Origin of the sequence: Kineosporia sp. A_224 (assembly GCF_002198655.1) — a bacterium.
Taxonomy (GTDB): Bacteria; Actinomycetota; Actinomycetes; order Actinomycetales; family Kineosporiaceae; genus R-H-3.
Map to the genome: position 1 here is coordinate 43284 of NZ_MWLN01000186.1, position 21194 is coordinate 64477.

At 74.6% G+C, this 21194-nt stretch carries 24 protein-coding genes; 10 read left to right on the forward strand and 14 right to left on the reverse strand.

Annotated elements, in window-relative coordinates; all coding sequences use genetic code 11:
* Nucleotides 1–24 precede the first annotated feature (24 nt).
* Nucleotides 25–825 (forward strand): MerR family transcriptional regulator, encoded by an 801-nt coding sequence (locus EDJALFJO_RS19490; protein WP_088287978.1) that lies wholly within the window; start codon nucleotides 25–27, stop codon nucleotides 823–825.
* Between the two features lie 28 nt (nucleotides 826–853).
* Here EDJALFJO_RS19490 and EDJALFJO_RS19495 read toward each other — a convergent pair whose 3' ends face one another.
* On the reverse strand, nucleotides 854–1321 hold the full coding sequence (locus EDJALFJO_RS19495; protein ID WP_088287979.1) for a hypothetical protein: 468 nt from the start codon (nucleotides 1319–1321) through the stop codon (nucleotides 854–856).
* Between the two features lie 110 nt (nucleotides 1322–1431).
* Here EDJALFJO_RS19495 and EDJALFJO_RS19500 point away from each other — a divergent pair, with 110 nt between their 5' ends.
* On the forward strand, nucleotides 1432–1857 hold the full coding sequence (locus EDJALFJO_RS19500) for a GNAT family N-acetyltransferase (RefSeq protein WP_198950459.1): 426 nt from the start codon (nucleotides 1432–1434) through the stop codon (nucleotides 1855–1857).
* Nucleotides 1858–1866: 9 nt separating this feature from the next.
* On the opposite strand, the gene EDJALFJO_RS19505 is transcribed toward EDJALFJO_RS19500, so the two are convergent.
* The 3 genes from EDJALFJO_RS19505 to EDJALFJO_RS19515 all read right to left on the reverse strand — a co-directional run bounded on the left by EDJALFJO_RS19505 (nucleotide 1867) and on the right by EDJALFJO_RS19515 (nucleotide 3683).
* Nucleotides 1867–2430 carry a cysteine hydrolase family protein gene (locus EDJALFJO_RS19505; RefSeq protein WP_088287981.1) on the reverse strand — a complete coding sequence of 188 codons (564 nt, stop codon included), beginning with the start codon at nucleotides 2428–2430 and terminating at the stop codon, nucleotides 1867–1869.
* 67 nt (nucleotides 2431–2497) lie between these two features.
* Nucleotides 2498–2884 (reverse strand): DUF2203 domain-containing protein, encoded by a 387-nt coding sequence (locus EDJALFJO_RS19510; protein ID WP_088287982.1) that lies wholly within the window; start codon nucleotides 2882–2884, stop codon nucleotides 2498–2500.
* A 22-nt stretch (nucleotides 2885–2906) separates the two neighbouring features.
* Nucleotides 2907–3683: a phosphotransferase family protein gene (locus EDJALFJO_RS19515; protein WP_088287983.1), complete on the reverse strand. Its 777-nt coding sequence runs from the start codon at nucleotides 3681–3683 to the stop codon at nucleotides 2907–2909.
* 87 nt (nucleotides 3684–3770) lie between these two features.
* On the opposite strand from EDJALFJO_RS19515, the gene EDJALFJO_RS19520 reads away from it, so the two are divergent.
* Nucleotides 3771–4577 carry a GNAT family N-acetyltransferase gene (locus tag EDJALFJO_RS19520; protein WP_198950460.1) on the forward strand — a complete coding sequence of 269 codons (807 nt, stop codon included), beginning with the start codon at nucleotides 3771–3773 and terminating at the stop codon, nucleotides 4575–4577.
* Between the two features lie 15 nt (nucleotides 4578–4592).
* On the opposite strand, the gene EDJALFJO_RS19525 is transcribed toward EDJALFJO_RS19520, so the two are convergent.
* The 3 genes from EDJALFJO_RS19525 to EDJALFJO_RS19535 all read right to left on the reverse strand — a co-directional run bounded on the left by EDJALFJO_RS19525 (nucleotide 4593) and on the right by EDJALFJO_RS19535 (nucleotide 6400).
* Nucleotides 4593–5012 (reverse strand): hypothetical protein, encoded by a 420-nt coding sequence (locus EDJALFJO_RS19525; protein ID WP_088287984.1) that lies wholly within the window; start codon nucleotides 5010–5012, stop codon nucleotides 4593–4595.
* Nucleotides 5005–5370 carry a hypothetical protein gene (locus EDJALFJO_RS19530; RefSeq protein ID WP_088287985.1) on the reverse strand — a complete coding sequence of 122 codons (366 nt, stop codon included), beginning with the start codon at nucleotides 5368–5370 and terminating at the stop codon, nucleotides 5005–5007. The genes EDJALFJO_RS19525 and EDJALFJO_RS19530 overlap by 8 nt, the downstream gene beginning before the upstream one ends.
* Before the next feature lie 61 nt (nucleotides 5371–5431).
* On the reverse strand, nucleotides 5432–6400 hold the full coding sequence (locus tag EDJALFJO_RS19535) for a DMT family transporter (RefSeq protein ID WP_198950461.1): 969 nt from the start codon (nucleotides 6398–6400) through the stop codon (nucleotides 5432–5434).
* Between the two features lie 143 nt (nucleotides 6401–6543).
* Here EDJALFJO_RS19535 and EDJALFJO_RS19540 point away from each other — a divergent pair, with 143 nt between their 5' ends.
* Both EDJALFJO_RS19540 and EDJALFJO_RS34455 read left to right on the forward strand, forming a co-directional pair.
* Nucleotides 6544–6906 (forward strand): hypothetical protein, encoded by a 363-nt coding sequence (locus EDJALFJO_RS19540; protein WP_088287986.1) that lies wholly within the window; start codon nucleotides 6544–6546, stop codon nucleotides 6904–6906.
* A gap of 5 nt (nucleotides 6907–6911) precedes the next feature.
* Nucleotides 6912–7346 carry a DUF1772 domain-containing protein gene (locus EDJALFJO_RS34455; RefSeq protein WP_158220488.1) on the forward strand — a complete coding sequence of 145 codons (435 nt, stop codon included), beginning with the start codon at nucleotides 6912–6914 and terminating at the stop codon, nucleotides 7344–7346.
* Nucleotides 7347–7382: 36 nt separating this feature from the next.
* On the opposite strand, the gene ddaH is transcribed toward EDJALFJO_RS34455, so the two are convergent.
* Nucleotides 7383–8210 (reverse strand): dimethylargininase, encoded by an 828-nt coding sequence (gene ddaH / locus EDJALFJO_RS19550; RefSeq protein WP_088287988.1) that lies wholly within the window; start codon nucleotides 8208–8210, stop codon nucleotides 7383–7385.
* Between the two features lie 195 nt (nucleotides 8211–8405).
* Between ddaH and EDJALFJO_RS19555 the strand changes: the two genes are divergently transcribed.
* Complete coding sequence (locus EDJALFJO_RS19555; RefSeq protein WP_088287989.1) at nucleotides 8406–10109, forward strand: VWA domain-containing protein; 1704 nt, start codon at nucleotides 8406–8408, stop codon at nucleotides 10107–10109.
* Nucleotides 10110–10117: 8 nt separating this feature from the next.
* Here the strand turns inward: EDJALFJO_RS19555 and EDJALFJO_RS19560 are convergent, their stop codons facing one another.
* Nucleotides 10118–13516 carry a pyruvate carboxylase gene (locus tag EDJALFJO_RS19560; RefSeq protein WP_088287990.1) on the reverse strand — a complete coding sequence of 1133 codons (3399 nt, stop codon included), beginning with the start codon at nucleotides 13514–13516 and terminating at the stop codon, nucleotides 10118–10120.
* Between the two features lie 126 nt (nucleotides 13517–13642).
* A complete protein-coding gene (locus EDJALFJO_RS19565; protein WP_088287991.1) occupies nucleotides 13643–14554 on the reverse strand; it encodes an LLM class F420-dependent oxidoreductase in 912 nt (303 codons plus the stop codon).
* 69 nt (nucleotides 14555–14623) lie between these two features.
* Here EDJALFJO_RS19565 and EDJALFJO_RS19570 point away from each other — a divergent pair, with 69 nt between their 5' ends.
* Nucleotides 14624–15730, forward strand: coding sequence for a hypothetical protein (locus tag EDJALFJO_RS19570; protein ID WP_088287992.1), 1107 nt, complete (start codon nucleotides 14624–14626; stop codon nucleotides 15728–15730).
* Nucleotides 15731–15745: 15 nt separating this feature from the next.
* Here the strand turns inward: EDJALFJO_RS19570 and EDJALFJO_RS34460 are convergent, their stop codons facing one another.
* Nucleotides 15746–16435, reverse strand: a complete 690-nt coding sequence (locus EDJALFJO_RS34460) for a PilZ domain-containing protein (protein WP_158220489.1) — start codon at nucleotides 16433–16435, stop codon at nucleotides 15746–15748.
* A 186-nt stretch (nucleotides 16436–16621) separates the two neighbouring features.
* Here EDJALFJO_RS34460 and EDJALFJO_RS34465 point away from each other — a divergent pair, with 186 nt between their 5' ends.
* Entirely contained in the window at nucleotides 16622–17155 is a 534-nt protein-coding gene (locus EDJALFJO_RS34465) for a TetR/AcrR family transcriptional regulator (protein ID WP_158220490.1), read from the forward strand.
* Nucleotides 17152–17310, forward strand: a complete 159-nt coding sequence (locus EDJALFJO_RS34470; RefSeq protein WP_158220491.1) for a hypothetical protein — start codon at nucleotides 17152–17154, stop codon at nucleotides 17308–17310. Before EDJALFJO_RS34465 ends, EDJALFJO_RS34470 begins: the two co-directional genes overlap by 4 nt.
* Here EDJALFJO_RS34470 and EDJALFJO_RS19580 read toward each other — a convergent pair.
* Both EDJALFJO_RS19580 and EDJALFJO_RS19585 read right to left on the reverse strand, forming a co-directional pair.
* Nucleotides 17294–17881, reverse strand: a complete 588-nt coding sequence (locus EDJALFJO_RS19580) for an AAA family ATPase (RefSeq protein ID WP_088287994.1) — start codon at nucleotides 17879–17881, stop codon at nucleotides 17294–17296. The two genes, EDJALFJO_RS34470 and EDJALFJO_RS19580, sit on opposite strands and share 17 nt — an antisense overlap.
* Entirely contained in the window at nucleotides 17878–19119 is a 1242-nt protein-coding gene (locus EDJALFJO_RS19585; RefSeq protein WP_233149947.1) for a cytochrome P450, read from the reverse strand. The genes EDJALFJO_RS19580 and EDJALFJO_RS19585 overlap by 4 nt, the downstream gene beginning before the upstream one ends.
* Nucleotides 19120–19151: 32 nt before the next feature.
* On the opposite strand from EDJALFJO_RS19585, the gene EDJALFJO_RS19590 reads away from it, so the two are divergent.
* Nucleotides 19152–19619, forward strand: a complete 468-nt coding sequence (locus EDJALFJO_RS19590) for a PPOX class F420-dependent oxidoreductase (RefSeq protein WP_088287995.1) — start codon at nucleotides 19152–19154, stop codon at nucleotides 19617–19619.
* 97 nt (nucleotides 19620–19716) lie between these two features.
* Here EDJALFJO_RS19590 and EDJALFJO_RS19595 read toward each other — a convergent pair whose 3' ends face one another.
* Nucleotides 19717–21060: a TrpB-like pyridoxal phosphate-dependent enzyme gene (locus tag EDJALFJO_RS19595; protein WP_088288006.1), complete on the reverse strand. Its 1344-nt coding sequence runs from the start codon at nucleotides 21058–21060 to the stop codon at nucleotides 19717–19719.
* Nucleotides 21061–21194: the final 134 nt, after the last annotated feature.

Genomic DNA, 21194 nt, shown 5'->3' on the forward strand with positions numbered 1-21194 from the left:
GCAGGAAGAGCGGACACTGGAGCCATGCTGACGATCGGCCAGCTCGCGTCGTACGCCGGTGTGACGGTGCGAACGGTCCGGCACTACCACGCCAAGGGACTGCTGCCCGAGCCCGAACGCGACCGCTCCGGCTACCGGCGCTACGGCGCGGCCGCCGTCGTCGAGCTCGTGCGGATCCGCACCCTCGCCGACGCGGGCGTCCCGCTCTCCCGGGTGCGCGAGCTGCTGGCCGCGGACGACGAGGAGTTCGTGGCGGCGGTCGAGGACATCGACCGCCGGCTGCGGGCCGAGATCCGGGAACGCCAGGTGCACCGCGAGCGGATCGCGAAGCTCGCGGCCGGCGACAGCCTGGCGCTGCCGCCCGAGGTCGTCGCCTACGTCGACCGGATGCGCGAGCTCGGCTTCCGCGAGCGGCTCGTCGAGATCGAGCGTGACAGCTGGACCCTCATCGCGGCCCAGATGCCCGAGCAGGTGGGCCCGTGGATGGCGATGAAGCAGGCCCAGCTCGAGGACGAGTCCCTGCGCCGGCTGTACCTGGACGTCGGGGAGCTCGTCGACTGCGGGCCGGACGACCCACGGCTGCCGGTGCTCGCCGACCGGGTGGCAGCCTTCATCGAGGCGGCCGCGGACGGCGCGGAGGGCGTGGAGGAGGAGCACCCGGTGAGCGACGACCTGGTCGCTCTGCTCGACGCGGCGTTCGTCGAGTGCTTCCCGGGCGCCGTCCGCATGCTCGAGCTCCTCGAGGAGCGAGGGTGGACCGGCTGGACGAACATCCGGCGCAGCACCCCTGCCCCGGTGGCGCCCGCACTTCCTGCGGACTGCTGACGGCCCCGCTGCTGACGCACGGCCCCGCTCAGGCGGCTGTCGGCTGGCCTCGCACCCGACGGTAGAGCCGGACCACGCCGGCCTGCGCGAGGAACACCGCCCAGTAGCCGCACAGGAGCAGCCCGAGGACGGTCGGGTAGAAGCCGAGGAAGGGGTCGCCGACCACCATGATCGCGAGGCCGACGAGCGGTAGCGGTGCCGGCGCGGCCCACCGGACCGCGGTCGGCGCCGACCGGGTCAGCGCGTCGAGCGCGAGCCCGACGACGAAGGCCACCACGGCGACGCCGGCCGCCGCCCCGACACCACCGGCCAGACCGACGACCAAGGCCTTCGGGTCGAACTCGTCGTCGACGAGGAACACCAGGCTGAACACGAGCAGGGCGAGGACGACGAACGCGGCGACCCCCGCGAACACGACCACCGCGGGCAGCACGTGGTTGCGGGCGCGGACCCGCGGCCGTGCCGGAACGACCGCGCCACCAGCGGATGCGGACATCACGAGAACCTCCCCCGAGGTCGCCCGGGACGTCCGGGCCGATGATCGGGAAGTCTGCCAGTGATCGGGAGTCGGCCGCAGGGGCCGCGCCACCCCGGCACACTCGCCACGTGACCACACCCGACGCCTACACGTTCGACGACGACCGCGCCCGCGTGGACCGAGACGTCGTCTGGGGCTTCCTCGGCTCCGACGCCTACTGGGGCCGTTGGCGCGACCGGGACACCGTGCTGGCCCAGCTGGACGGCGCGTGGCGGGTCGTCGGTGCCTACGACCGGTCGGACGGCGCCATGGTCGGCTACGCCCGCGCCGTCAGCGACGGCTACGGCGTCGCCTACCTCGCGGACGTGTTCGTCGTGCACGCGCACCGGGGCCGGGGCATCGGGCACGGGCTCGTGCGCACGATGGTCGACGAGGGCCCGGGCGCGCGCTTCCGCTGGATGCTCCACACCGCCGACGCCCACGACGTCTACACCGCGTTCGGGTTCCGCCCGCCGGACGGCACGATGCTGGAGCGGCCCGCCACCCTCGGGTGAGAGCCGGGCTCAGCCCTCGACGGGCCCGAAGTCGACGGCGGCGGTCTCGACGACACCCCCCGTCCGCCCCGGCGCCGACTGCCACGACCAGTACAGGTTCGTGTGCGCGACGACCTGTGCGGGGGGCGGTGCACCCCACTCCGAGAGGTCCTCGGTGGTGTGCGCGTCCGCGACGAGCGTCGCGTCGTAGCCGCGGGTGATCGCGCCGTGCAGCGTCGAGCGGATGCACGCGTCCGTCTGCGCGCCTGCGACGACGAGCCGCCCGACGCCGAGACCGGCGAGCACCGACTCGAGGTCGGTCGCCTCGAAGGAGTCTCCGTACTCCTTGTGCACCAGCGGCTCCGACGGCTCACGGACGAGCTCGGGCACGTACTGCCAGGGCTCGCTGCCGGTGGGCAGCTCCTCGCTGGAGTGCTGCACCCACACGACCGGCACGCTCTGCGCGCGGGCGGTCGACACGAGGATGTTGATGTTGGCGATGACGCCGTCACGGTCGTGGGCGCCGGCCATGACGCCGTTCTGCACGTCGACGACGACCAGCGCGGTCCTCGACCGGCCGGGAAGGGTGGTCACGGATGCCTCCTGGGGCTCGTCGGCTGGGTCGACGGCCAACCTACGGCCGCCCACGGACAGTGCACCCTCACAGCGGCAGCCGACGTCGCCCGGCGAAGCCGAGGTCCGCCCGGTGGTACCAGTCGAGCGCCCGCTCTCCCTCGACCCAGCACAGGAGTACCGGCACGCCGTCCAGGTCCGCCGGGAAGTCCAGCAGGAGCGGCGCGAACCCCTTGAGCTCGACTCCGGTCGCCTGCACCTGCGTGAGCAGGTCGTCGAGCCGGGCCTGCGCCGCCTTGAGCTCCGGCAGCCCGCCGAGGCCGCCGCCATCGGCGCCGCCGGCCGCGCCGGCGTCCAGGTCGGCCCCGAGCTGACGGGCGTCGGCCCGTACCTCGACGACCCGGTCCAGCAGCGGCAGGAGGCCGGTCAGGACCTCACGTGCCTCCTCGACGGTGAAGATGCCCGGCAACGTCATGCCCCGAGCCTGGCACGCCCCGTCACATCCGTGACATCAGCACGTCGACCTCGCAGCCGGGGAGGAACGGGTCGAAGCCGTGCCGGATCAGCCAGGGCGTCGCCCGCAGCGCCCGCAACGACCACCAGGCGCGGACCGCGTCCAGGTCGACGTCGGTGCCGTACCCGCCGAGCAGGTCACCGAGGCGCTCCTCGTGCCCGAAGGTGAGGCTGGCGAGGTCGTACGTCGCGTCGCCCTGGCCGGCCTCGGACCAGTCGATGACGCCGGTGACCACCTCGCCGTCGACGAACACGTGGCTGATCTGCAGGTCCCCGTGCACGAACACCGGTGTCCGCGGTCGCAGGGCCACGTCGGCGAGCCTGCGGTTGCGGGCGACCACGTCGGCAGGCAGGACGTCGTTCGCGACGAGCCACGCGCAGGCCTCGTCGACCTCGGCCGCCACCTCGTCCGTGCTCCGGCGGGGCAGCGGCGGCAGCGGCGCGTCGTGCAGCCTGCGGACGACGGCACCGGCCGCTGCCCACGCGGCCGCCGGTGCGGTGGTCCGCTCGCCGAGGCGTCCCAGCGCCGTCCCTGGCAGGGCGGCCAGCGCGAGCACGGGTGGCTGCCGCCAGAGCACCTGCGGGGTCGGGACCGGCGCGAGGGCCATCGCCTCGACCTCGACGTCGGTGTGCGCCTGGTTCGGGTCGATCTTCAGAAAGACGTCGCCGACGCGCAGGGTCGCACGCTGCGGATGGGCGACGACGACCTGCACCTGGGGTGCGTCGGCCGGCCACCCGGCCGCGGACCCGTGCGCTCCCATCCGTCCAGTGTCGCCGTCACTCCGGGTCGACGACCACAGGACCGTGCCTGCGTGCCCGCCCGGCGACGACCGTGAGAGGGTCGGCGCGTGAGCGAGCAGACCGCCCAGACCGGTGCACCTGTGCACGACCCGCAGTCGGTGACGACCCCGGAGGGCCTCGCCTACCGGGTCGACGCCGTCGGCCGCCCCGTCGGTCTGCCCGTCGACGGCTGGACGCCGCGCGAGCCGCCGCGCCCGCAGACCCTCACCGGGCGGTACTGCCGGCTCGAGGCCTGGGACGCCGAGCGGCACGCCGAGGCGCTCACCGCCGTCCTCCTCGCCGGCACCGCGGACGAGGTCGAGATCCGCTGGACGTACCTCTTCAACCGGCCCGCCGAGACGGCCGAGGTCGTCGCCTGGCTCGACGGCCTCGCCGCGACCCCCGGCACGTGGCCGATGGTCCTCGTCGTCACCGACGGCGGGCGCGACGCCGTCGAGGGCACCGCGACGTTCATGCGCACGGACGTCGCGCACGGCGCCGTCGAGGTCGGCTCGATCGTGTACTCGGCCGCCCTGCAGCGCTCGCGCGCCGCCACCGAGGCGATGTGGCTCATGGCCCGGCATGCCGTCCTCGACCTCGGCTACCGCCGCTACGAGTGGAAGTGCGACGCCCTGAACGCCCCGTCGCGGGCGGCGGCCGCCCGGCTCGGCTTCACCTTCGAGGGCATCTTCCGCAACGCCGTCGTCTACAAGGGCCGCAACCGGGACACCGCGTGGTTCGCCATGACCGACGACGACGTCCGGGCCCTCGCGCCCGCCTACGAGGCCTGGCTCGGCCCGGCGAACTTCGACGCGGACGGCGTCCAGCGCGCGTCGCTGTCCCGTCTCACCGCGGCAGCGCTCGGCCGCGGCTGAGCGCTGCCGGCTCGCTCAGCCGGCGAACCGGGTCCGGCGCAGCCACCACAGGCCGAGCACCGGCAGCACGAGCGGGATGAACACGTAGCCCATCCCGTAGAGCGACCAGACCGTCGCGTCCGGGAAGTCGGACGGCACCGCGACGGTGAAGGTCCCGACGGCGAGCACGCCGACGAGCTCGACGGTGCAGGCGATCGTCGCGAGCCGGCGCGCCGCCGGGCCGCGCCGGGCCAGCCCGACGGTCGCGAGGACGTAGACGACCGCGGCGAACGCGCTGAGCGAGTAGGCGATCGGCGCCTCGCCGAACCGGGTCGAGACCTGCACGGCCGAGCGGGAGCAGGCGCCGACGGCCATGACCGCGTACAGCACCACGAGCACCCGGCCGAAGCCGGTCGCGGTGACCCCGGGCTCCGCGGCCGGCGTCGTCTCAACCACCGGTGACCCTCCACATCTGATCCAGGCGTGCCGTCATCGCCATCACCGTCAGGGCGCCGACGGCGACGACGAGGTTGCTCCAGCGGGTGCGCTCCGCGAGCGACCAGGCGACGACGAGCGGCAGGACGACGAGGACGCCCAGCAGGTAGAACACGACGACGAGGGTCTCGGCCGGCCGGTACCCGCCGACGAGCGAGACGACGGCCCACACCACCTGGACGGCGACGACCACCTCGAGCAGCGCCGCGAGGCCGAGGACGACCCGGCCGGGCACCTTCCCCAGACCGGCGAGCACCGCGCCGAGGACGAACAGCGCGAGCCCTCCCCCGACGAGCGCGACGACGAGCGGAGCGACCACGTCCGTACTGTGCCAGAGCCGGCGCGGCGGCCCGCGCCCGGGTGGTCACGCCACAGGGTCGTCACACCACCGGGTCGGGCAGCGGCCGCTGCCGGGCCCGGGCGGCGGCGCCGGCCCGGACCAGCCCGAACAGCCCGACGAGGACGGCGCCGAGCGCGACCACCTGGTACGTGTGGGCGTGCTCGCCGAGGAAGAGCACCGCGAGCAGCAGCGTCACCGCCGGTGCGGGCACGGTGATGGCGCTCGCCAGCGAGACGTCGATCTGGCGGACGGCATAGAACCACAGGACGAGCTCGAGGTAGTAGGCCAGCCCCATGAGCGCCCCGAACAGCTGCAGCCCCGGGGAGGTCAGCGCGCCGGCGACCGCCCGCGGCCCGTCGACGGCGAGCGCGAGCGGCACGAGGAAGACGCCGGACACGACGAGCCGGGACGTCGTCACCTGGAGCGGGGTGATCGTCGTCGACACGAGCGCCTGGCGCAGGGTGATGTGCGCGATGCTCCACATCACCGGCACGGACAGCGCCACCGCGAACCAGCCCGAGACGCCGCTCATCCGCCACGTGCCGCCGGTCGCGAGGTAGTACAGCGCGACGACGATCACGCCCGTGAACGCGAGCTCGGTGCGGGTCTTGCGCCGCCCGAGGACGACCGCCTCCAGGGCCGCCGCGACGAGCGGGTAGGACTGCAGGGCGATCGCGGCGTTCACGGCGCCCGCGGTCTGGAAGGCCAGCACGTACGCCCACGTGGAGATCCCGAAGAGCATCCCGGTGCCCAGCGTGACGAGCGCGACCCGGCGGGCGACGTCCCGCTGGAGCCGCTCGCGGAGCAGCCCGCGCTCCCCCGACCGCCACTCCCGCAGCTGGACCGGGACGGCGAGCACGACCTCCCACAGGGTGAGCAGGAGCGCGAAGGTCAGCGCGCTCGCGCCCGGCGGCCGGCCGTTGGAGATGATCGGCATGACGCCGAGGATGAGCAGGCAGGCCCCGGCATACCACGCGCCGGTGCGCACACCGGCTGCGTCGTGGGGCACGGCGTCACTGTGCCAGACCGGCCCCGTCCGCAGGTGACGGCACGGTTTCGGCGGCGGCGGAACGTCTGTCGGGTCGCCGGAGTTGTCTGGAGTCGGTGCCCGGGGACTGGTCCCCGGGCCGGTGCCGGACGGAGGATGGGCCCATGGACGACGTCGAGAGGTTCCGGACGGCGCAGCGGCTCGTCTCGGCCGGGGACGCCCACTCGGCGTTCCAGGTCCTCGACCCGCTGCTCGGTGAGGACGCACCGACGTCGGTGCTGCTCCTGGCCGGCCGCGCAGCGTTCGCGACGGCCCAGCTGGCCCGGGCCGAGGACCTCTTCCGGCAGGTGGTGGACCGCGACCCGGCCGACCACTACGCGCACGCCGCGCTCGGCCGGACGCTGAGCCGGCGCAGCCGCCACCACGAGGCCGTGCGGCACCTGCGGCTGGCCACGGCGCTCGACCCCGAGCCCTGGTACGCCCGGGCGCTCGCGCACAGCGAGGCCGCCCTGGGCATGACCGGCTGAGCGGGGTGGACGCGGCCCTCGTCGCGGCGGTCGCGCACGTCGCGACGACGGCCGCCTACGCCGGGTTCCAGGCGACCGTCCGGGTGCTCGTCTACCCCCAGATGGCCGCCGTCCCGGTGCCTGCGTTCGCCGGCTACGAGGCGAGCCACACCCGTCGGGTCAGCCTCGTCGTCGGGCCGCTCTTCGCCGCGCTCGGCGCGTCGACCGTCGCGCTGCTCGTCGTCCCGGGCGTCCCGCGGACGGCGGGCCTCGCGGCCGCGCTGCTGCTCGCCGGGCTGCTCGCGGTCACCGCGTTCGGGGCCGTCCCGCAGCACTCCCGGCTCGGCGCCGGCTTCGACCCGGCGGCCTACCGACGGCTGCTGCGCTGGGACGGCGTCCGGCTCGCCCTGGCGCTCGCCGCGCTCGCCGTCGCGGCGGTCACGGTCGGCGCGGTCGGCTGACCCGTCGTCCGGCAGGCGGTGGTCGGCGCGCGGAGGTCAGCGGGCCGGGACGAGCACGCTGAGGCAGGTCACGCAGCCCTCGAGCTTCTCGAACTCGCCGATGTCGACGGCGACGACGTCGAAGCCGAGGTCGAGCAGCCACTCCCGCGTCTTCGGGGCCGAGGTGGCCATGAGCACGGTGCCCTCGGTGATGGGGACGACGTGCGCGCCGCCCTCCTCCTCGACGGTCCGCAGCGTCGGGAACGGGGCGACGTCGACGAGGTCCGGCAGCCCGACGATCGTGCCGTCGGGCAGCGCGGTCACCGCCGACTTCAGGTGCAGGACGGCGTGCAGCGGCACCGGGACCACGGTGCGGCCCAGCGGCGCGAGGTGCGCCCGGAGCTGGCGGATGCCCTCGGCGTCGGTGCGGCCGCCGCGGCCGACGTAGACCGTCGTCCCGACCTGGAGGACGTCCCCGCCGTCGAGGTGGCCGGGCGCCGTGATCCGCACGGTCCGCAGCCCGAGCCCCTCGACCGCCTTCGCCGTCCCCTCGACCTCGCCGCGACGCTGCAGGGCGCCCGGGTGGGTGAGCACCGCGAGGTCGTCGACGACGACGACGGTGTCCTCGACGAACACGGCGTCCGGATGCTCGTCGGCCGGCGGCACCTCCCGGACGTCCCAGCCGGCCCCCGCCAGCGCCGCGACGTAGGCCGCATGCTGGGCCCGCGCGAGCGGGACGTCGACGGGCGACCGCTCGATGTGCGTGACGATCCCGTCGGCCAGCCGCGGCCCCGGCGGGCGGACGAGTGCGGTCCCGCGCCGCCGGACCGCGCTCGCTGCGGTGTGCGTCGTCACGCTCGTGGGGAAGAGGCCGCTGTCGGTCATGCGCGCATCTTCGCGCACGTCGGGGGCCGTCGTCGCGGACGGCCCCGTTCCGCTCCCCACCGTCGCCTTCCGGCCACCGTGGGTGATTCATTCGCCCGGACCCCCCGTTCGCGCGCTGACCAGGGCTAACCTGGCCCCTCTCCCCGGGCCGCCACCCGAAGCGGACGGGTCGCGGCGGGGTCGACAGGAGGTTCCGTGGGCCGGCACACGCCCGGGTCCCGGCGGCAGCCGCGTCGCCGCGGGCGCCGGCTCGTCGCCGCCCTCGCTGTGCTCGCGGTCGCCTCCGGCGGCGCCGCCGTCGCCCTGCGCACCGGTGCGGTCGACCTGTCGTTCGTCCAGACCCTGCGCGGTGCGACGTCCGCGGACTGCACCCCGACCGTCGTCCGGGTCGCTGCCAGCCCGACGATGACCCCGGCGGTCAACGCCGTCCTCGCGCCGGCCCAGGGCCGTGCGCTGTCCGACGGCACGTGCCTGCGCGTCGACGTCCAGGGCGTCGACCCGGACCAGATCGTCGCGGCGACCCGGGCCGCCAAGGCGGCGACCCTGCCCGAGGAGCTCGCCCGGCTGCCGCACCTGTGGATCCCGGACTCCTCGATCTGGGTCGCCCGGGCCGCCCGCGCCGTCCCGCTGGCCCGCGAGGGCTCGCTCGCGACGTCCCCCGTCGTGCTCTCGACGAGCGAGGCCTCGGCGAAGGCACTCAAGTGGTCGACGGACGACCCGCCCGCGTGGGCGCAGGCGGTGACCACCGGCTGGCCGGTGTCGGTCGACCTCACCACGGACACCTGCGGCCTCGCGACGGCGTTCGCGCTGCGCGCCAGCCTCGGCGACACCCCGCAGTACCGTCGCGCCCTCGCCGCCCTCAGCCTGTCCGTCTCGCAGGGCAACACGGCCGGTCTGCAGGCCCCGCTCGACCTCGTCAGCGAGAACTCCCCCGCGACGCCGATCATCCCGACCACCGAGCAGGCCGTCCTCTCGCTGCGGCGCAGCGGCCTCGCCTCACTGACGATGATCTACCCGAAGGACGGCTCGCCGTCCCTGGACTACCCGCTCGTCCGCGTCGCGGACGGCCGCTGGGGCGCGACCACCGAGGCGCTCGTGAAGAGCGTCGCGGCCGAGCTCACCTCGTCCGGGGCCGGGGCGACGTACGCCGGGCAGGGGTTCCGGCTCGAGGGCGGCGAGGCACCGGACGGCGAGGGCGTGCGCACGGAGAAGATCCGGGCGCTGCCCGTCCCCGACGCCAAGACGGTCGGCGCGACCATCACCGCGCTGACGACGCTCGCCGCGCCGACCCGGATGCTCGCGCTCATCGACGTGTCGACGTCGATGAACATCGAGGCCCGGCCGGGCGTCAAGCGGATCGACCTCGTCCGCGACGCCGCGAGCGCCGCACTGACGGCGCTCCCGCCGGACAACAGTGTCGGGGCCTGGATGTTCGCCTCGAAGATCGAGGGCGACGTCGACTACAAGCAGCTCGCGGCGGTCGACCGGCTCGACGCGCAGGACCAGGGCAGGACGCACCGCGCCGCGATCCTCGAGCTGCTCAAGGCGCTGCCCGAGCAGACCCGCGACGGCGGCACGTCGATCTACGACACCGTCGACGCCGCGGTCGCCGAGATGCAGGCCAGCTACGACGGGCGCGCCTCGAACGTCGTCGTCCTGCTCACCGACGGCCGCAACCTCGACAGCACCGGCCTGACCCTCGACGAGGTCGTCGCCCGGCTCGAGAAGGGGCGCGCGAAGGGCGCCGTCCGGCTCATCGCCATCGGCATCGGCGGTGACACCGACCTGCCCTCGCTGCGCCGGCTCGCCGAGGCCACCCCGGGCGGGCAGGCCTACCAGGCCCGCGACCCGGCGGACCTGCAGGCCGTCCTCCTCGACGCCCTGGCCAGCCGGGGCTGACCCCGCGGTCAGCCCTGCGGGGCGATGACGAGCACGAGGTCCCCGCCCTCGACCTGCGTCACGGCACCGATCGCGAGCCGCTGGACCACCCCCGCGACCGGGGTCGTGATCGAGGCCTCCATCTTCATCGCCTCGATCGTCGCGACCGTCGCGCCCGCCTCGACCGTGGCACCGGTCTCGACCGCGAGCGACACGACACCGGAGAACGGCGCGGCGACGTGACCCGGGTTCGTCGGGTCCGCGCGCTCCGCCTGCCGGACGTCGACCTTGACCGACCGGTCGCGCACCTGGATCGGGCGCAGCTGCCCGTTGAGGGTGCACATGACGGTCCGCAGGCCCTTCTCGTCGACGTCGCCGACAGCCTCGAGCCCGGCGATGAGCCGCACGCCGCGCTCGAGCTCGACGACGTGCTCGACCCCGTGCCGCAGGCCGTACAGGTAGTCGGTCGTGTCGATGACGGACACGTCCCCGTACGTCTCGCGCACGACGGCGAAGTCCTTCGTCGGGCCCGGGAAGAGCAGCCGGTTGAGCGTCGTCCGGCGGTCCGTCGTCAGCGCCTTGCGGTCGTCCTCGGAGAGGTCCACGGTGCGCTTGGGCGTGCTGCGCCCCGCGAGCGCCTTGCTGCGGAACGGCTCCGGCCAGCCGCCGGGCGGGTCGCCGAGCTCACCGCCGAGGAAGCCGATGACCGAGTCCGGGATGTCGAACCGGTCGGGGTTCTCGGCGAACTCCTTCGGGTCGGCACCGACGGCGACGAGGTGCAGGGCGAGGTCGCCGACGACCTTCGAGGACGGCGTGACCTTGACGAGCCGGCCGAGGATCCGGTCCGCCGCGGCGTACATCGCCTCGATCTGCTCGAACTTCTCCCCCAGCCCCAGGGCGATCGCCTGCTGGCGCAGGTTGGAGAGCTGGCCGCCGGGGATCTCGTGGTCGTAGACCCGCCCGGTCGGCGACGGCAGCCCGGACTCGAACGGCGCGTAGACCCGGCGCACCGACTCCCAGTACGGCTCGAGGTCCATGACGGCGCGCAGGTCGAGGTCGGGCGCCCGCTCGGTGTGCGCGAGGGCCGCGACGAGCGCGGACATCGACGGCTGGCTCGTCGTCCCGGACATCGACGCGGTCGCGACGTCGACGGCGTCCACCCCGGCCTCGACGGCCGCGACGAGCGTCGCGAGCTGGCCGCCCGCGGTGTCGTGGGTGTGCAGGTGCACCGGCAGGTCGAAGCGCTCGCGGAGCGCGGTGACGAGCTTCTTCGCGGCGTACGGCCGGAGCAGGCCCGCCATGTCCTTGACGGCGATGACGTGCGCGCCCGCCGCGACGATCTCGTCGGCGAGGCCGAGGTAGTAGTCGAGGGTGTAGAGCGTCTCGGCCGGGTCGAGCAGGTCGGCCGTGTAGCAGAGCGCCACCTCGGCGACCGCGGTCCCGGTGTCCCGGACGGCCTCGATCGCCGGGCGCATCTGCTCGACGTCGTTGAGCGCGTCGAAGATCCGGAAGACGTCGATGCCGGTCGCGGCGGCCTCGCGGACGAACGCGTCGGTGACCTCGGTCGGGTACGGCGTGTACCCGACGGTGTTGCGGCCGCGCAGCAGCATCTGCAGGCACAGGTTCGGCATCGTCTCGCGCAGCGACGCGAGCCGCTCCCAGGGGTCCTCGCCGAGGAAGCGCAGCGCGACGTCGTACGTCGCCCCGCCCCAGCACTCGACCGAGAGCAGCCCGGGGGTCATCCGGGCGACGTGCGGCGCGACGGCGAGCAGGTCCCGGGTGCGGACCCGGGTCGCGAGCAGCGACTGGTGCGCGTCACGGAACGTCGTGTCGGTGACCGCGACCGGGCCCTGCGCCCGCAGCGCCTGCGCGAAGCCTTCCGGGCCGAGCGCGAGCAGCCGCTGCCGCGAGCCGTCGGGGGCCGGGGCGACAACGTCGACGGGCGGCAGCTTCTCCCGCGGGGCGAGCGTCGTCCGCGGCTCGCCGTTCGGCTTGTTCACGGTGACGTCCGCGAGCCAGGTGAGCAGCTTCGTGCCGCGGTCGCTGCTGCCGCGGGCGGCCGCGAGGTACGGCCGGTCGTCGATGAAGGACGTCGTGACGCCGCCGGCGACGAAGTCCGGCTCGGCGAGCAGCGCCTGGAGGAACGGGATGTTCGTGCTCACCCCGCGGATCCGGAACTCGGCGAGCGCGCGCTGCGAGCGGCGGACGGCGGTCTCGAAGTCCGCGCCGCGGCAGATGAGCTTGACGAGCATCGAGTCGAAGTGCGGGCTGACCGACGCGCCCGCGTGCACCGTGCCGCCGTCGAGCCGCACGCCGGCGCCGCCGGGCGAGCGGTAGGTGTTGACCATGCCGGTGTCGGGGCGGAAGCCGTTCGCCGGGTCCTCGGTGGTGATGCGGCACTGCAGGGCCGCACCGCGCAGGTGGATCCTGTCCTGGGTGAGCCCGAGGTCGGCGAGGGTCTCCCCCGCGGCGATCCGCATCTGCGACATGACGAGGTCGACGTCGGTGACCTCCTCGGTCACCGTGTGCTCGACCTGGATGCGCGGGTTCATCTCGATGAAGACGTGCTGGCCCGCGTTGTCGCCGGCGGTGTCGAGGAGGAACTCGACGGTGCCGGCGTTGACGTAGCCGATCCCCTTGGCGAAGGCGACCGCGTCGCGGCAGAGCGCGTCCCGGACCTCGGGGTCGAGGTTGGGCGCCGGGGCGATCTCGACGACCTTCTGGTGCCGGCGCTGCACCGAGCAGTCGCGCTCGAAGAGGTGGACGGTCTCGCCGGTCGCGTCGGCGAGCACCTGGACCTCGATGTGCCGCGGCCGCAGGACGGCCTGCTCGAGGAACATCGTCGGGTTGCCGAAGGCGCCCTCGGCCTCCCGCATCGCCGTCGTCAGGGCCTCGCGCAGCCCGGAACGCTCGTCGACCCGGCGCATGCCGCGGCCGCCACCGCCGGCCACCGCCTTGGCGAACACCGGGAAGCCGATCTCGTCCGCCGCGGCGACCAGCGTGTCGAGGTCGGCCGACGGCTCGGACGACCGCAGCACGGGCACGCCCGCCGCCCGGGCCGCCGTCACCGCCTTGACCTTGTTGCCGGCCATCGAGAGCACCGGTGCGGTCGGGCCGATGAACGTGATGCCCGCGTCGGCGCAGGCCTGCGCCAGCTCGGGGTTCTCGGAGAGGAAGCCGTAGCCCGGGTAGACGGCGTCGGCACCCGACTCCCGGGCGACCCGGACGATCTCGGACACCGTGAGGTAGGCGTGCACGGGGTGGCCGCGCTCGCCGATGAGGTACGACTCGTCCGCCTTGATCCGGTGGACGGCGTTGCGGTCCTCCCACGGGAAGACCGCAACGGTGCGCGCCCCGAGCTCGTAGGCGGCCCGGAAGGCCCGGACAGCGATCTCGCCGCGGTTGGCGACCAGGATCTTCGAGAACACGGGGCGGGCCTCCGGGGGTCGTCCAGTACCGGCGATGGGGTGCGGCGTCGTCGGCGCGGTCCGGCTGTCGCAAAACTAACCGACGACCGCCCGTCCGCGGCGGGCGTGACCGTCCTGCGGGACGCCTCAGCGGCCGGCGGGCGTGATCTTCTCCAGCGCCGCGACGAGCTCGGGGACGAGCTCCCAGGCCGCCGGGTCGCTGACCCGCGGCAGGGAGACGATGGCGTGGTCGACGCCGACCGCCGCGTACGCGGCGAACCGGTCGACCGCCTCCTCGACGGTCTGGCTGCCCTCGACCCGCTCGGCGCCGGGCCGCACGAGGTCGAGCCGGCCGAGCGACGTCCTCTCGATCGCGTCGTAGTCGCGACCGAGCCGGTCGCAGTGCGCGCGGAGCACGTCGAGCTTGGCGCGGACGGCGTCCGGCCCCATCTCGAAGATGTTGCAGGCGTCGGCGTACTCGGCGACCATCCGCAGCGTCTTCTTCTCGCCCGTGCCGCCGATGAGGATCTTCGGGTGCGGCGAGGAGAGCGCGGGCGGGGAGTTCAGCGGGCGGGCCAGCGTGTAGTGCTCGCCCTCGTACGGGCTCTCGTCGCCGGACCACATCCGGTGGGCGATCCGCAGCGTCTCCTCGAGCCGCTCGAAGCGCTCCGCGAGCGGCGGGTACGGCACGCCGAGCCCGACGTGCTCCTCCTCGTTCCACGCCGCGCCGACGCCGAACCAGGCGCGGCCGCCGGACAGGACGTCGAGCGTCGTCGCGGTCTTCACGAGGACGCCGGGGTGCCGGTACGTCACGCCCGTGACCATCGTGCCGAGCGTGACCTTCTCGGTGACCGCGGCGAGGTGGGCGAGCGTGGCCCAGCCCTCGAGCATGTCGTTCTCCGCCGGGCCGACCATGGAGATCTGGAAGAAGTGGTCCATGACCCAGACGCTGGCCATGCCGGACGCCTCCGCGTCCGTCGCGATGCGGCGCAGCGTGGGGCCGAGCGCGGCCGGCCCGCCGGGCCAGGTGAAGTCGGGGATCTGGAGTCCGAGTCGCATACGCGTCATCCTGCACCCAGGACGACGTGCCGACCCCTCGGTGCGTGCCGCCGGGCCGGGGAGGCCGCAGTGACGCAGACACCGACGACGAGGCCGCCCGCGCCGCCGGAGGCCGACGGGGCCGGTGCGGCGCGCCGTCCGGACGGCGTGACCGCGCTGCTGTCGCTGTGGTTCACCGCCGCGCTGCTCCTCGACGCGTGGGCGCACAACAACCTGGCGGGCCTGGAGAGCTTCTTCACGCCCTGGCACGCGGTCTTCTACTCCGGGTTCGCCGCGACCGCGGCCTGGCTCGCGTGGGTGGTCCGGACGCCGCTGCTGGCCGCCGTCCGCGGGCCGGGGACGCTGCGCGAGCGCTGGGACGGCGTCCCCGCCGCCTACCGAACGGCGCTCGTCGCCGCCGCGGGGTTCGCCGTCGCCGGCGCCGGGGACATGGCGTGGCACACGGTGCTCGGGATCGAGCAGGCCATCCGGATCCTGTTCTCCCCCACGCACCTGGCCCTCGCGACGGCGATGGTCCTCATCGTCTCGACGCCGCTGCGGACCGCCCGCGCCGACGACGGTCTCGGGCTCGACCCGGGCCTGCGACGGCTTCTCCCGGCGGTGTCCGGGCTCGCGCTGGCGACCGCGCAGGTGCTGCTGTTCGTGCAGTACGGCAACGCCCTCATCCGGCGCGGGGAGGGCTACCTGGTCGCCTTCGGGTACACGGACACGCTCTTCACGGCGTGGGTGCTGTCCTCCGTCGTGCTGACGACGCTCGTCCTCGTCGTCCCGCTGCTGCACCTGGCGACCCTGTGGCGGCTGCCCCCCGGCGCCGTCACGGTGCTCTTCGGCGCCTGCGGCGCCCTGAGCCTGGCCGTCGCGGGCGGCGCGAACCGGGTCACCGTCGCCACCGTGCTCGTCGCCGGCGTGCTCTGCGACGTCGCAGTGCGGCGGCTGCGCCCCGGCCCGGACCGGCGGCGCGCCGTCCTTGCCCTCGGCGCACTCGTGCCGGGGGTGACGTGGACGCTCGTCGTCGCGGTCGCCGTCCTGACCCGCTCCCCGGGCGACCGGGCCGGGACGGCACCGCTGCAGCTCGAGCTCGTGCTCGGGATGCCTGTCGTGCAGGCCCTGGTCGGGCTGCTCGCCGCGCACGTCATGACGGCGGGACGGGTCGGGCGCCCGCGGATCGGGGGCTGACCTCGGTGACCGACCTCAGGGGCTGAACGGGTCCCGGCGCAGCGACGTGAGCAGGTGGTCCGTCGGGAGCGGGCCGCGCGCCCGCTTCCGGGCGGCCAGGGTCCGGCGCTGCTCGGCGAAGACGAGCCGGACGAGCCGCTCCCGGTCGGCCGCGGCGATGTCGACGAACGTGCCGCGCAGGCCCTCGGTGCCCGGCGCGACGAGCGAGAGGACCGCTGGCACGAGCACCTCGTCGGGCAGCTCGAGCTCGACGAAGAGGCGGGTGGCGGCCGGCAGGTGCTCGGCCTCGTCCCCGGCGGCCCCCGCGTCGACCCGCAGGCCGCCCGCGCTGACGTCGAGGGTCGCGCCGTGGAAGGCCAGGTCGGTGAGGTCCTGCCGGACCCTTGGGTCCAGGACGGCGGCCCGCAGCGGCAGCGCGAGCGGGCCACGGACGTCCTGGCGGCGCTGCACCCGGACCGGGGAGTCGTCACCGGCCTGGCGCAGGGCCAGCCCGGCCTCGTCGTGGACCAGGCGTGCCCCGAGCGTGACCACACCGGTCTCGGTCGTGATGTCGACGTCCCCGCGGACGTCGTCCAGCCCGGAGGCGAGCGCGAGCACGGGCAGCGACCAGTCGCCGTCGAGGTCACGGTCGGCGAGCGCCCGCAGCACGACCGTGCGGTCGCCGACGCGCAGAGCGAGACGGCTCCCCCGGCCGACCTGGGTCATCTGGTTCCCCTCGCGCCCGGCAGGGCCACGGAACGCGGCCGGACCCGCCGTCCCGGGGCGACCTGCCATCCGGTGCTGCCATCCTCGCCTGTCCGGCCCGTCCGGGTCGAGGCCTTGACGGCGTGGTCACCCGGTCAGCGGTCCGTGTCGCGGCCGGGCCGCCGGGCGGGTCAGTACGGTGGACGGGTGCCGCCGCGCCGCCGTCATGACCGGGAGAGCCTGCTCGCCGCCGCCGTCGAGGTGGCCCTGCAGGACGGCCTCGCCGCGCTCACCTTCGCCGCCGTCGGGCAGCGGGCCGGGGTCCCGGACCGCACGGTCGTCTACTACTTCCCGACCAAGCCCGACCTCGTCGCGGCCGTCATGACGACGATCGCGGCACAGGTCGTCGAGGCCGCCGGCGCCGACCCCGGCCCGTGGCCCGTCGCCGAGGCACCCGCGCGGCTCGGGGCCCTGCTCGCCGGGCCGCAGGTCGGCACGGTCCTGGCCCGGTGGCTCGAGCTGTGCCTCCTCGGGGCCGACCCGGCGTCGCCGTACCGGGCGCTCGCCGCGGGTCTCGGCGACGGCTTCGTCGGGCTCGTCGCGGACCGCCTCGCCGACGTCCCCGAGACCGGCCGCCGGGCCGCCGCGGCCCGCGTCATCGCGGTCGTGGACGGCGCCATGCTGCTGCGGATGATCGGTCTCGACGCGGACGCCGACGCCGCGCTCGGGGGCGGCGCGTGACCGCGGAGGTCGCCGCGGACCAGCAGTGGCGCTGGTGGACCCCTGCCGGGCTCGCGGCGTCCGCGGAGCGGCTCGCGCCCGCCGACCTCGCCGGTCTCGTCGCGTCGGTCCGGCGCGACGGCCCGCCGCCGGTGCCGCTCACGCCGGGGATCTGAGCCGCTCCAGCAGCGCGGTGACCTGGGCTGCGACGTCACCGACGTCGACCGCCCGCGTGGTGTCGACGACGACGACCGGGCCGAGCCCGGCCGGCCCGCCGAACTCGGCGTAGGCGGCTGCCGGGAGGTCGGTGAGCACATGGGCGCCTGCGTGCCGCCGCGGGTCCCGGGCGCGGTCGGCGTACCGGCGCCGGGCGACGTCCGGCGGGCACGCGCAGTGCACCTCGACGACCGGACGGCGCAGCCCGGCGACGTGGGCGAGGTCCCGCGGGTCGCGAGGGCGGAAGTTCGTCTCGACGACGACCTGCGGCGCGTCCGCGGCGAGCCGCCACATGAGGCGGATCGCGGCCGCCCCGATGGTGCGCGACCAGGCGAGCGCGCCGTCCGGCGTGGCCGCCGCCTCCGGGGCGGGGAGCGCGTCGTGGAGGGTCTCCTTGACGACGTCCTTTCCGATGAGCGGCAGCCCGAGCGCGGCGGCGAGCGGGGCCGCGAGCGTCGTCTTGCCGGCCCCGGGCGCGCCGGTGACGAGGACGACGACCCGGTGGCCGCCCTCCGCAGGACCGCTGCTCATCCGAGGGCGACGTCGAGCGACTCCAGCCCGCGGATGACGAACTCCGGGCGCCGTACCGGTTCCTGGGCGAGCACGATCCCCGGCATCCGGGTGCGCAGCGCCGCGAGCACCGACTGGATCTCGACGCGGGCCAGTGGGGCGCCGAGGCAGAAGTGGATGCCGGCACCGAAGCCGAGGTGCGGGTTGGGCGTACGGCCGACGTCGAACCGGTCCGGGTCGGCGAAGACGGCAGGGTCCCGGTTCGCGGCGCCGAGCAGCGCAGCGACCTTCTCCCCTGCCCGGACGACGGTGCCGGCGACCTCGACGTCCCGGGTCGCCGTCCGCTCGAAGAGCTGGAGCGAGGAGTCGAACCGGAGCATCTCCTCGGTCGCCGCCGGCACGAGGCCCGCGTCGGCGACGACCCGCTCCCACTGGTCGCGGTGGCGGAGCATCGCGAGCATCCCGTTGCCGACGACGTTGACCGTCGCCTCGTGCCCGGCCATGAGCAGCAGCACGCAGGTGCCGACGATCTCGTCCTCGGTGAGCCGGTCCTCCCCGTCGGACGCGGCGACGAGGTCGCTCACCATGTCGTCCTCGCGGGGGTGCGCCCGCCGGTCGGCGACGAGCTCGCGCAGGTAGGCCACGAACGCCGCGGACGCCGCCTCCGCCTGCGTGCGGCGGGTCTCGTCGAGCCCGTACTCGTACATCTTGACGATCGCGTTCGACCACGGCCGCAGGTGCACCCGGTCGTGCGGCGGCACGTTGAGCAGCTGGGCGATGACCTCGACGGGCAGCGGCTCGGCGACCGCGGCGATGAGGTCCGCGGCACCGGTGCCCGGGCCGCCCGCGTCCCCGGCCGGCGGGTCGCCGCCGTCCCGGAGCCGGTCGACGAGGTCGGCGACGAGCGAGTCGGCGAGGTCGCCGATCCAGGGCCGCATCCGCTCGACGTGCCCGCGGCCGAACGCCCCGGCGACGAGGCGGCGCAGCCGGGTGTGCGTCGGCGGCTCGTTCTCGAGGATCGACGTCCGGTGGAGCATGTTGAACGCCGGGAACTGCTCGGCGGGCTCCTTGTCCTTCCAGATCCGGCCCAGCCCGCGGTCCCGGAACACGGCGTCGCACGCCGCGTGCGAGACCGCGACGTGCAGCCCCATCGTGTCGTGCCGGTGCACCTCGCCCTGCGCCCGCAGCGCGGCGAACGCCGGGTACGGGTCGGCGAGGAACGACAGGTCGGCGGGGTCGAAGAGCATGGTCGCGGACATGGGTGCACGGTAGCCGGGCTAGGGTCGCGGCCATGGCACGGACGATTGCGACGAACACGACGGTCGACCTCGACGGGCTGCTGGAGTTCGCCCGCCCGCGACACCACGGCATCCTGCTGACCCGCCGCGAGGACGGGTCTCCGCAGGGCTCGCCGGTGACGATGGGCGTCGACCCGCAGGGCCGGATCGTCGTGTCGACCTACCCGGACCGGGCGAAAGCGGTCAACGCGCGGCGCGACCCGCGGGTGAGCGTCGTCGTCCTCTCCGACGACTTCGGCGGCGCCTGGGTGCAGATCGACGGCGAGGCCGAGGTGATCGACCCGCCGGACTCCGTCGAGCCGCTCGTCGAGTACTTCCGCTGCATCTCCGGCGAGCACCCGGACTGGAGCGAGTACCGCGCCGCCATGGTGAAGCAGGCGAAGTCGCTCATCCGGGTCACGCCGACGCGCTGGTCGCCGGTCGCCACGGGCGGGTTCCCGGCCCGCCTCGCCGAGGACTGACCCACGCAGCGCGCACTGCCCCGGAACGTGGAAACTCCGCCGCACCAGGGTGTGGCGGAGTTTCCACGCTGACCGGTTCCGGCCCTGACGGACGGCGTCAGGCGGGGACCACCGGGATCGCCGCGATGGACTCGGCGAACCGGGCCGAGGTGACGTCCTCGTCCGTCATCCGCCCCGACAGGTACGCGTCGTACGACGCGAGGTCGAGGTGGCCGTGGCCGCAGAGCGCGGTGAGGATGACCTTCTCCTCGCCGGACTCCTTGCACGCCAGCGCCTCCCGGATGCACGCGGCGATCGCGTGCGTCGGCTCCGGCGCCGGGACGATGCCCTCGGTGCGGGCGAACTGGATCGCCGCGCTGAAGCACTCGGTCTGCGGCAGGGCGAGCGCCTCGATGAGCCCGAGCTCGTAGATGTGCGAGATGAGCGGGCTCATGCCGTGGTACCGCAGGCCACCGGCGTGGATCGGGTCCGGGATGAAGTCGTGGCCGAGCGTGTGCATCTTCATGAGCGGCGTCATGCCGGCCGTGTCGCCGAAGTCGTAGGCGTACACACCCTGCGTGAGCGAAGGGCAGGACGCCGGCTCGACGGCGCGGATCGTCGGGTTCATCTTCCCGGCCATCTTCTCCCGCAGGAACGGGAACGTCAGCCCGCCGAAGTTCGAGCCGCCGCCGGTGCAGCCGACGATGACGTCGGGCGCCAGGCCCAGCTTCGCGAACTGGAGCAGGGCCTCCTCACCGATGATCGTCTGGTGCAGCAGCACATGGTTGAGCACGCTGCCGAGCGCGTACCGGATCTCCGGGTCCTGCGCCGCGACCTCCACGGCCTCGCTGATCGCGATGCCGAGCGAGCCGGGGTGGTCCGGGTGACCGGCGAGCAGCGCGCGGCCGGCGTTCGTCAGGTCGGACGGCGAGCGGTGCACGGTGCCGCCGAACGTCTCGATCATGATGCGCCGGTAGGGCTTGGCGTCGTAGCTCGCGCCGACCTGCCACACCTCGCACTCGAGTCCGTACTGGGCGCAGGCGAACGCGAGCGCGGTCCCCCACTGCCCGGCGCCGGTCTCGGTCGTCAGCTTCTTCACGCCGGCCTTGGCGTTGTAGTAGGCCTGCGGGACCGCGGTGTTCGGCTTGTGCGAGCCGGCCGGCGAGACGCCCTCGTACTTGTAGAAGATCTTCGCCGGGGTGCCCAGCGCCTTCTCCAGCCGGTGCGCGCGGTACAGCGGGGACGGCCTCCAGAGCCGGTAGACGTCCTGGACCTCCTCGGGGATGTCCACGTAGGAGTCGGTCGTCACCTCCTGGAGGATGAGGTCCATCGGGAAGAGCGGCGCGAGGTCCTCGGGGCCGACCGGCTGCATCGTCCCCGGGTGCAGCGGCGGGGGCGGCGGCGACGGCAGGTCCGGGATGACGTTGTACCAGCGGGTCGGCATCTCCGACTCGTCGAGCATCACCTTGTGCTGCAGGGCTGCCACGGGGGCTCCTCCTGACGTCGTCGCGGAACTTCTCGGCGCAGCCTTGCAGGTGGAACGCGCCCGGGCCAGGGACCGTCCGGTTCGTCCCGACCTCGGTGTGATGCGATGGG

Coding starts and splice junctions, on each gene's coding strand:
- EDJALFJO_RS19490 (WP_088287978.1), top strand. CDS start 25: ATGCTGACGATCGGCCAGCTCGCGTCGTACGCCGGTGTGACGGTGCGA.
- EDJALFJO_RS19495 (WP_088287979.1), bottom strand. CDS start 1,321: ATGTCCGCATCCGCTGGTGGCGCGGTCGTTCCGGCACGGCCGCGGGTC.
- EDJALFJO_RS19510 (WP_088287982.1), bottom strand. CDS start 2,884: ATGACGTTGCCGGGCATCTTCACCGTCGAGGAGGCACGTGAGGTCCTG.
- EDJALFJO_RS19515 (WP_088287983.1), bottom strand. CDS start 3,683: ATGGGAGCGCACGGGTCCGCGGCCGGGTGGCCGGCCGACGCACCCCAG.
- EDJALFJO_RS19540 (WP_088287986.1), top strand. CDS start 6,544: ATGGACGACGTCGAGAGGTTCCGGACGGCGCAGCGGCTCGTCTCGGCC.
- ddaH (WP_088287988.1), bottom strand. CDS start 8,210: ATGACCGACAGCGGCCTCTTCCCCACGAGCGTGACGACGCACACCGCA.
- EDJALFJO_RS19565 (WP_088287991.1), bottom strand. CDS start 14,554: ATGCGACTCGGACTCCAGATCCCCGACTTCACCTGGCCCGGCGGGCCG.
- EDJALFJO_RS34460 (WP_158220489.1), bottom strand. CDS start 16,435: ATGACCCAGGTCGGCCGGGGGAGCCGTCTCGCTCTGCGCGTCGGCGAC.
- EDJALFJO_RS19580 (WP_088287994.1), bottom strand. CDS start 17,881: ATGAGCAGCGGTCCTGCGGAGGGCGGCCACCGGGTCGTCGTCCTCGTC.
- EDJALFJO_RS19585 (WP_233149947.1), bottom strand. CDS start 19,119: ATGTCCGCGACCATGCTCTTCGACCCCGCCGACCTGTCGTTCCTCGCC.
- EDJALFJO_RS19590 (WP_088287995.1), top strand. CDS start 19,152: ATGGCACGGACGATTGCGACGAACACGACGGTCGACCTCGACGGGCTG.
- EDJALFJO_RS19595 (WP_088288006.1), bottom strand. CDS start 21,060: ATGCTCGACGAGTCGGAGATGCCGACCCGCTGGTACAACGTCATCCCG.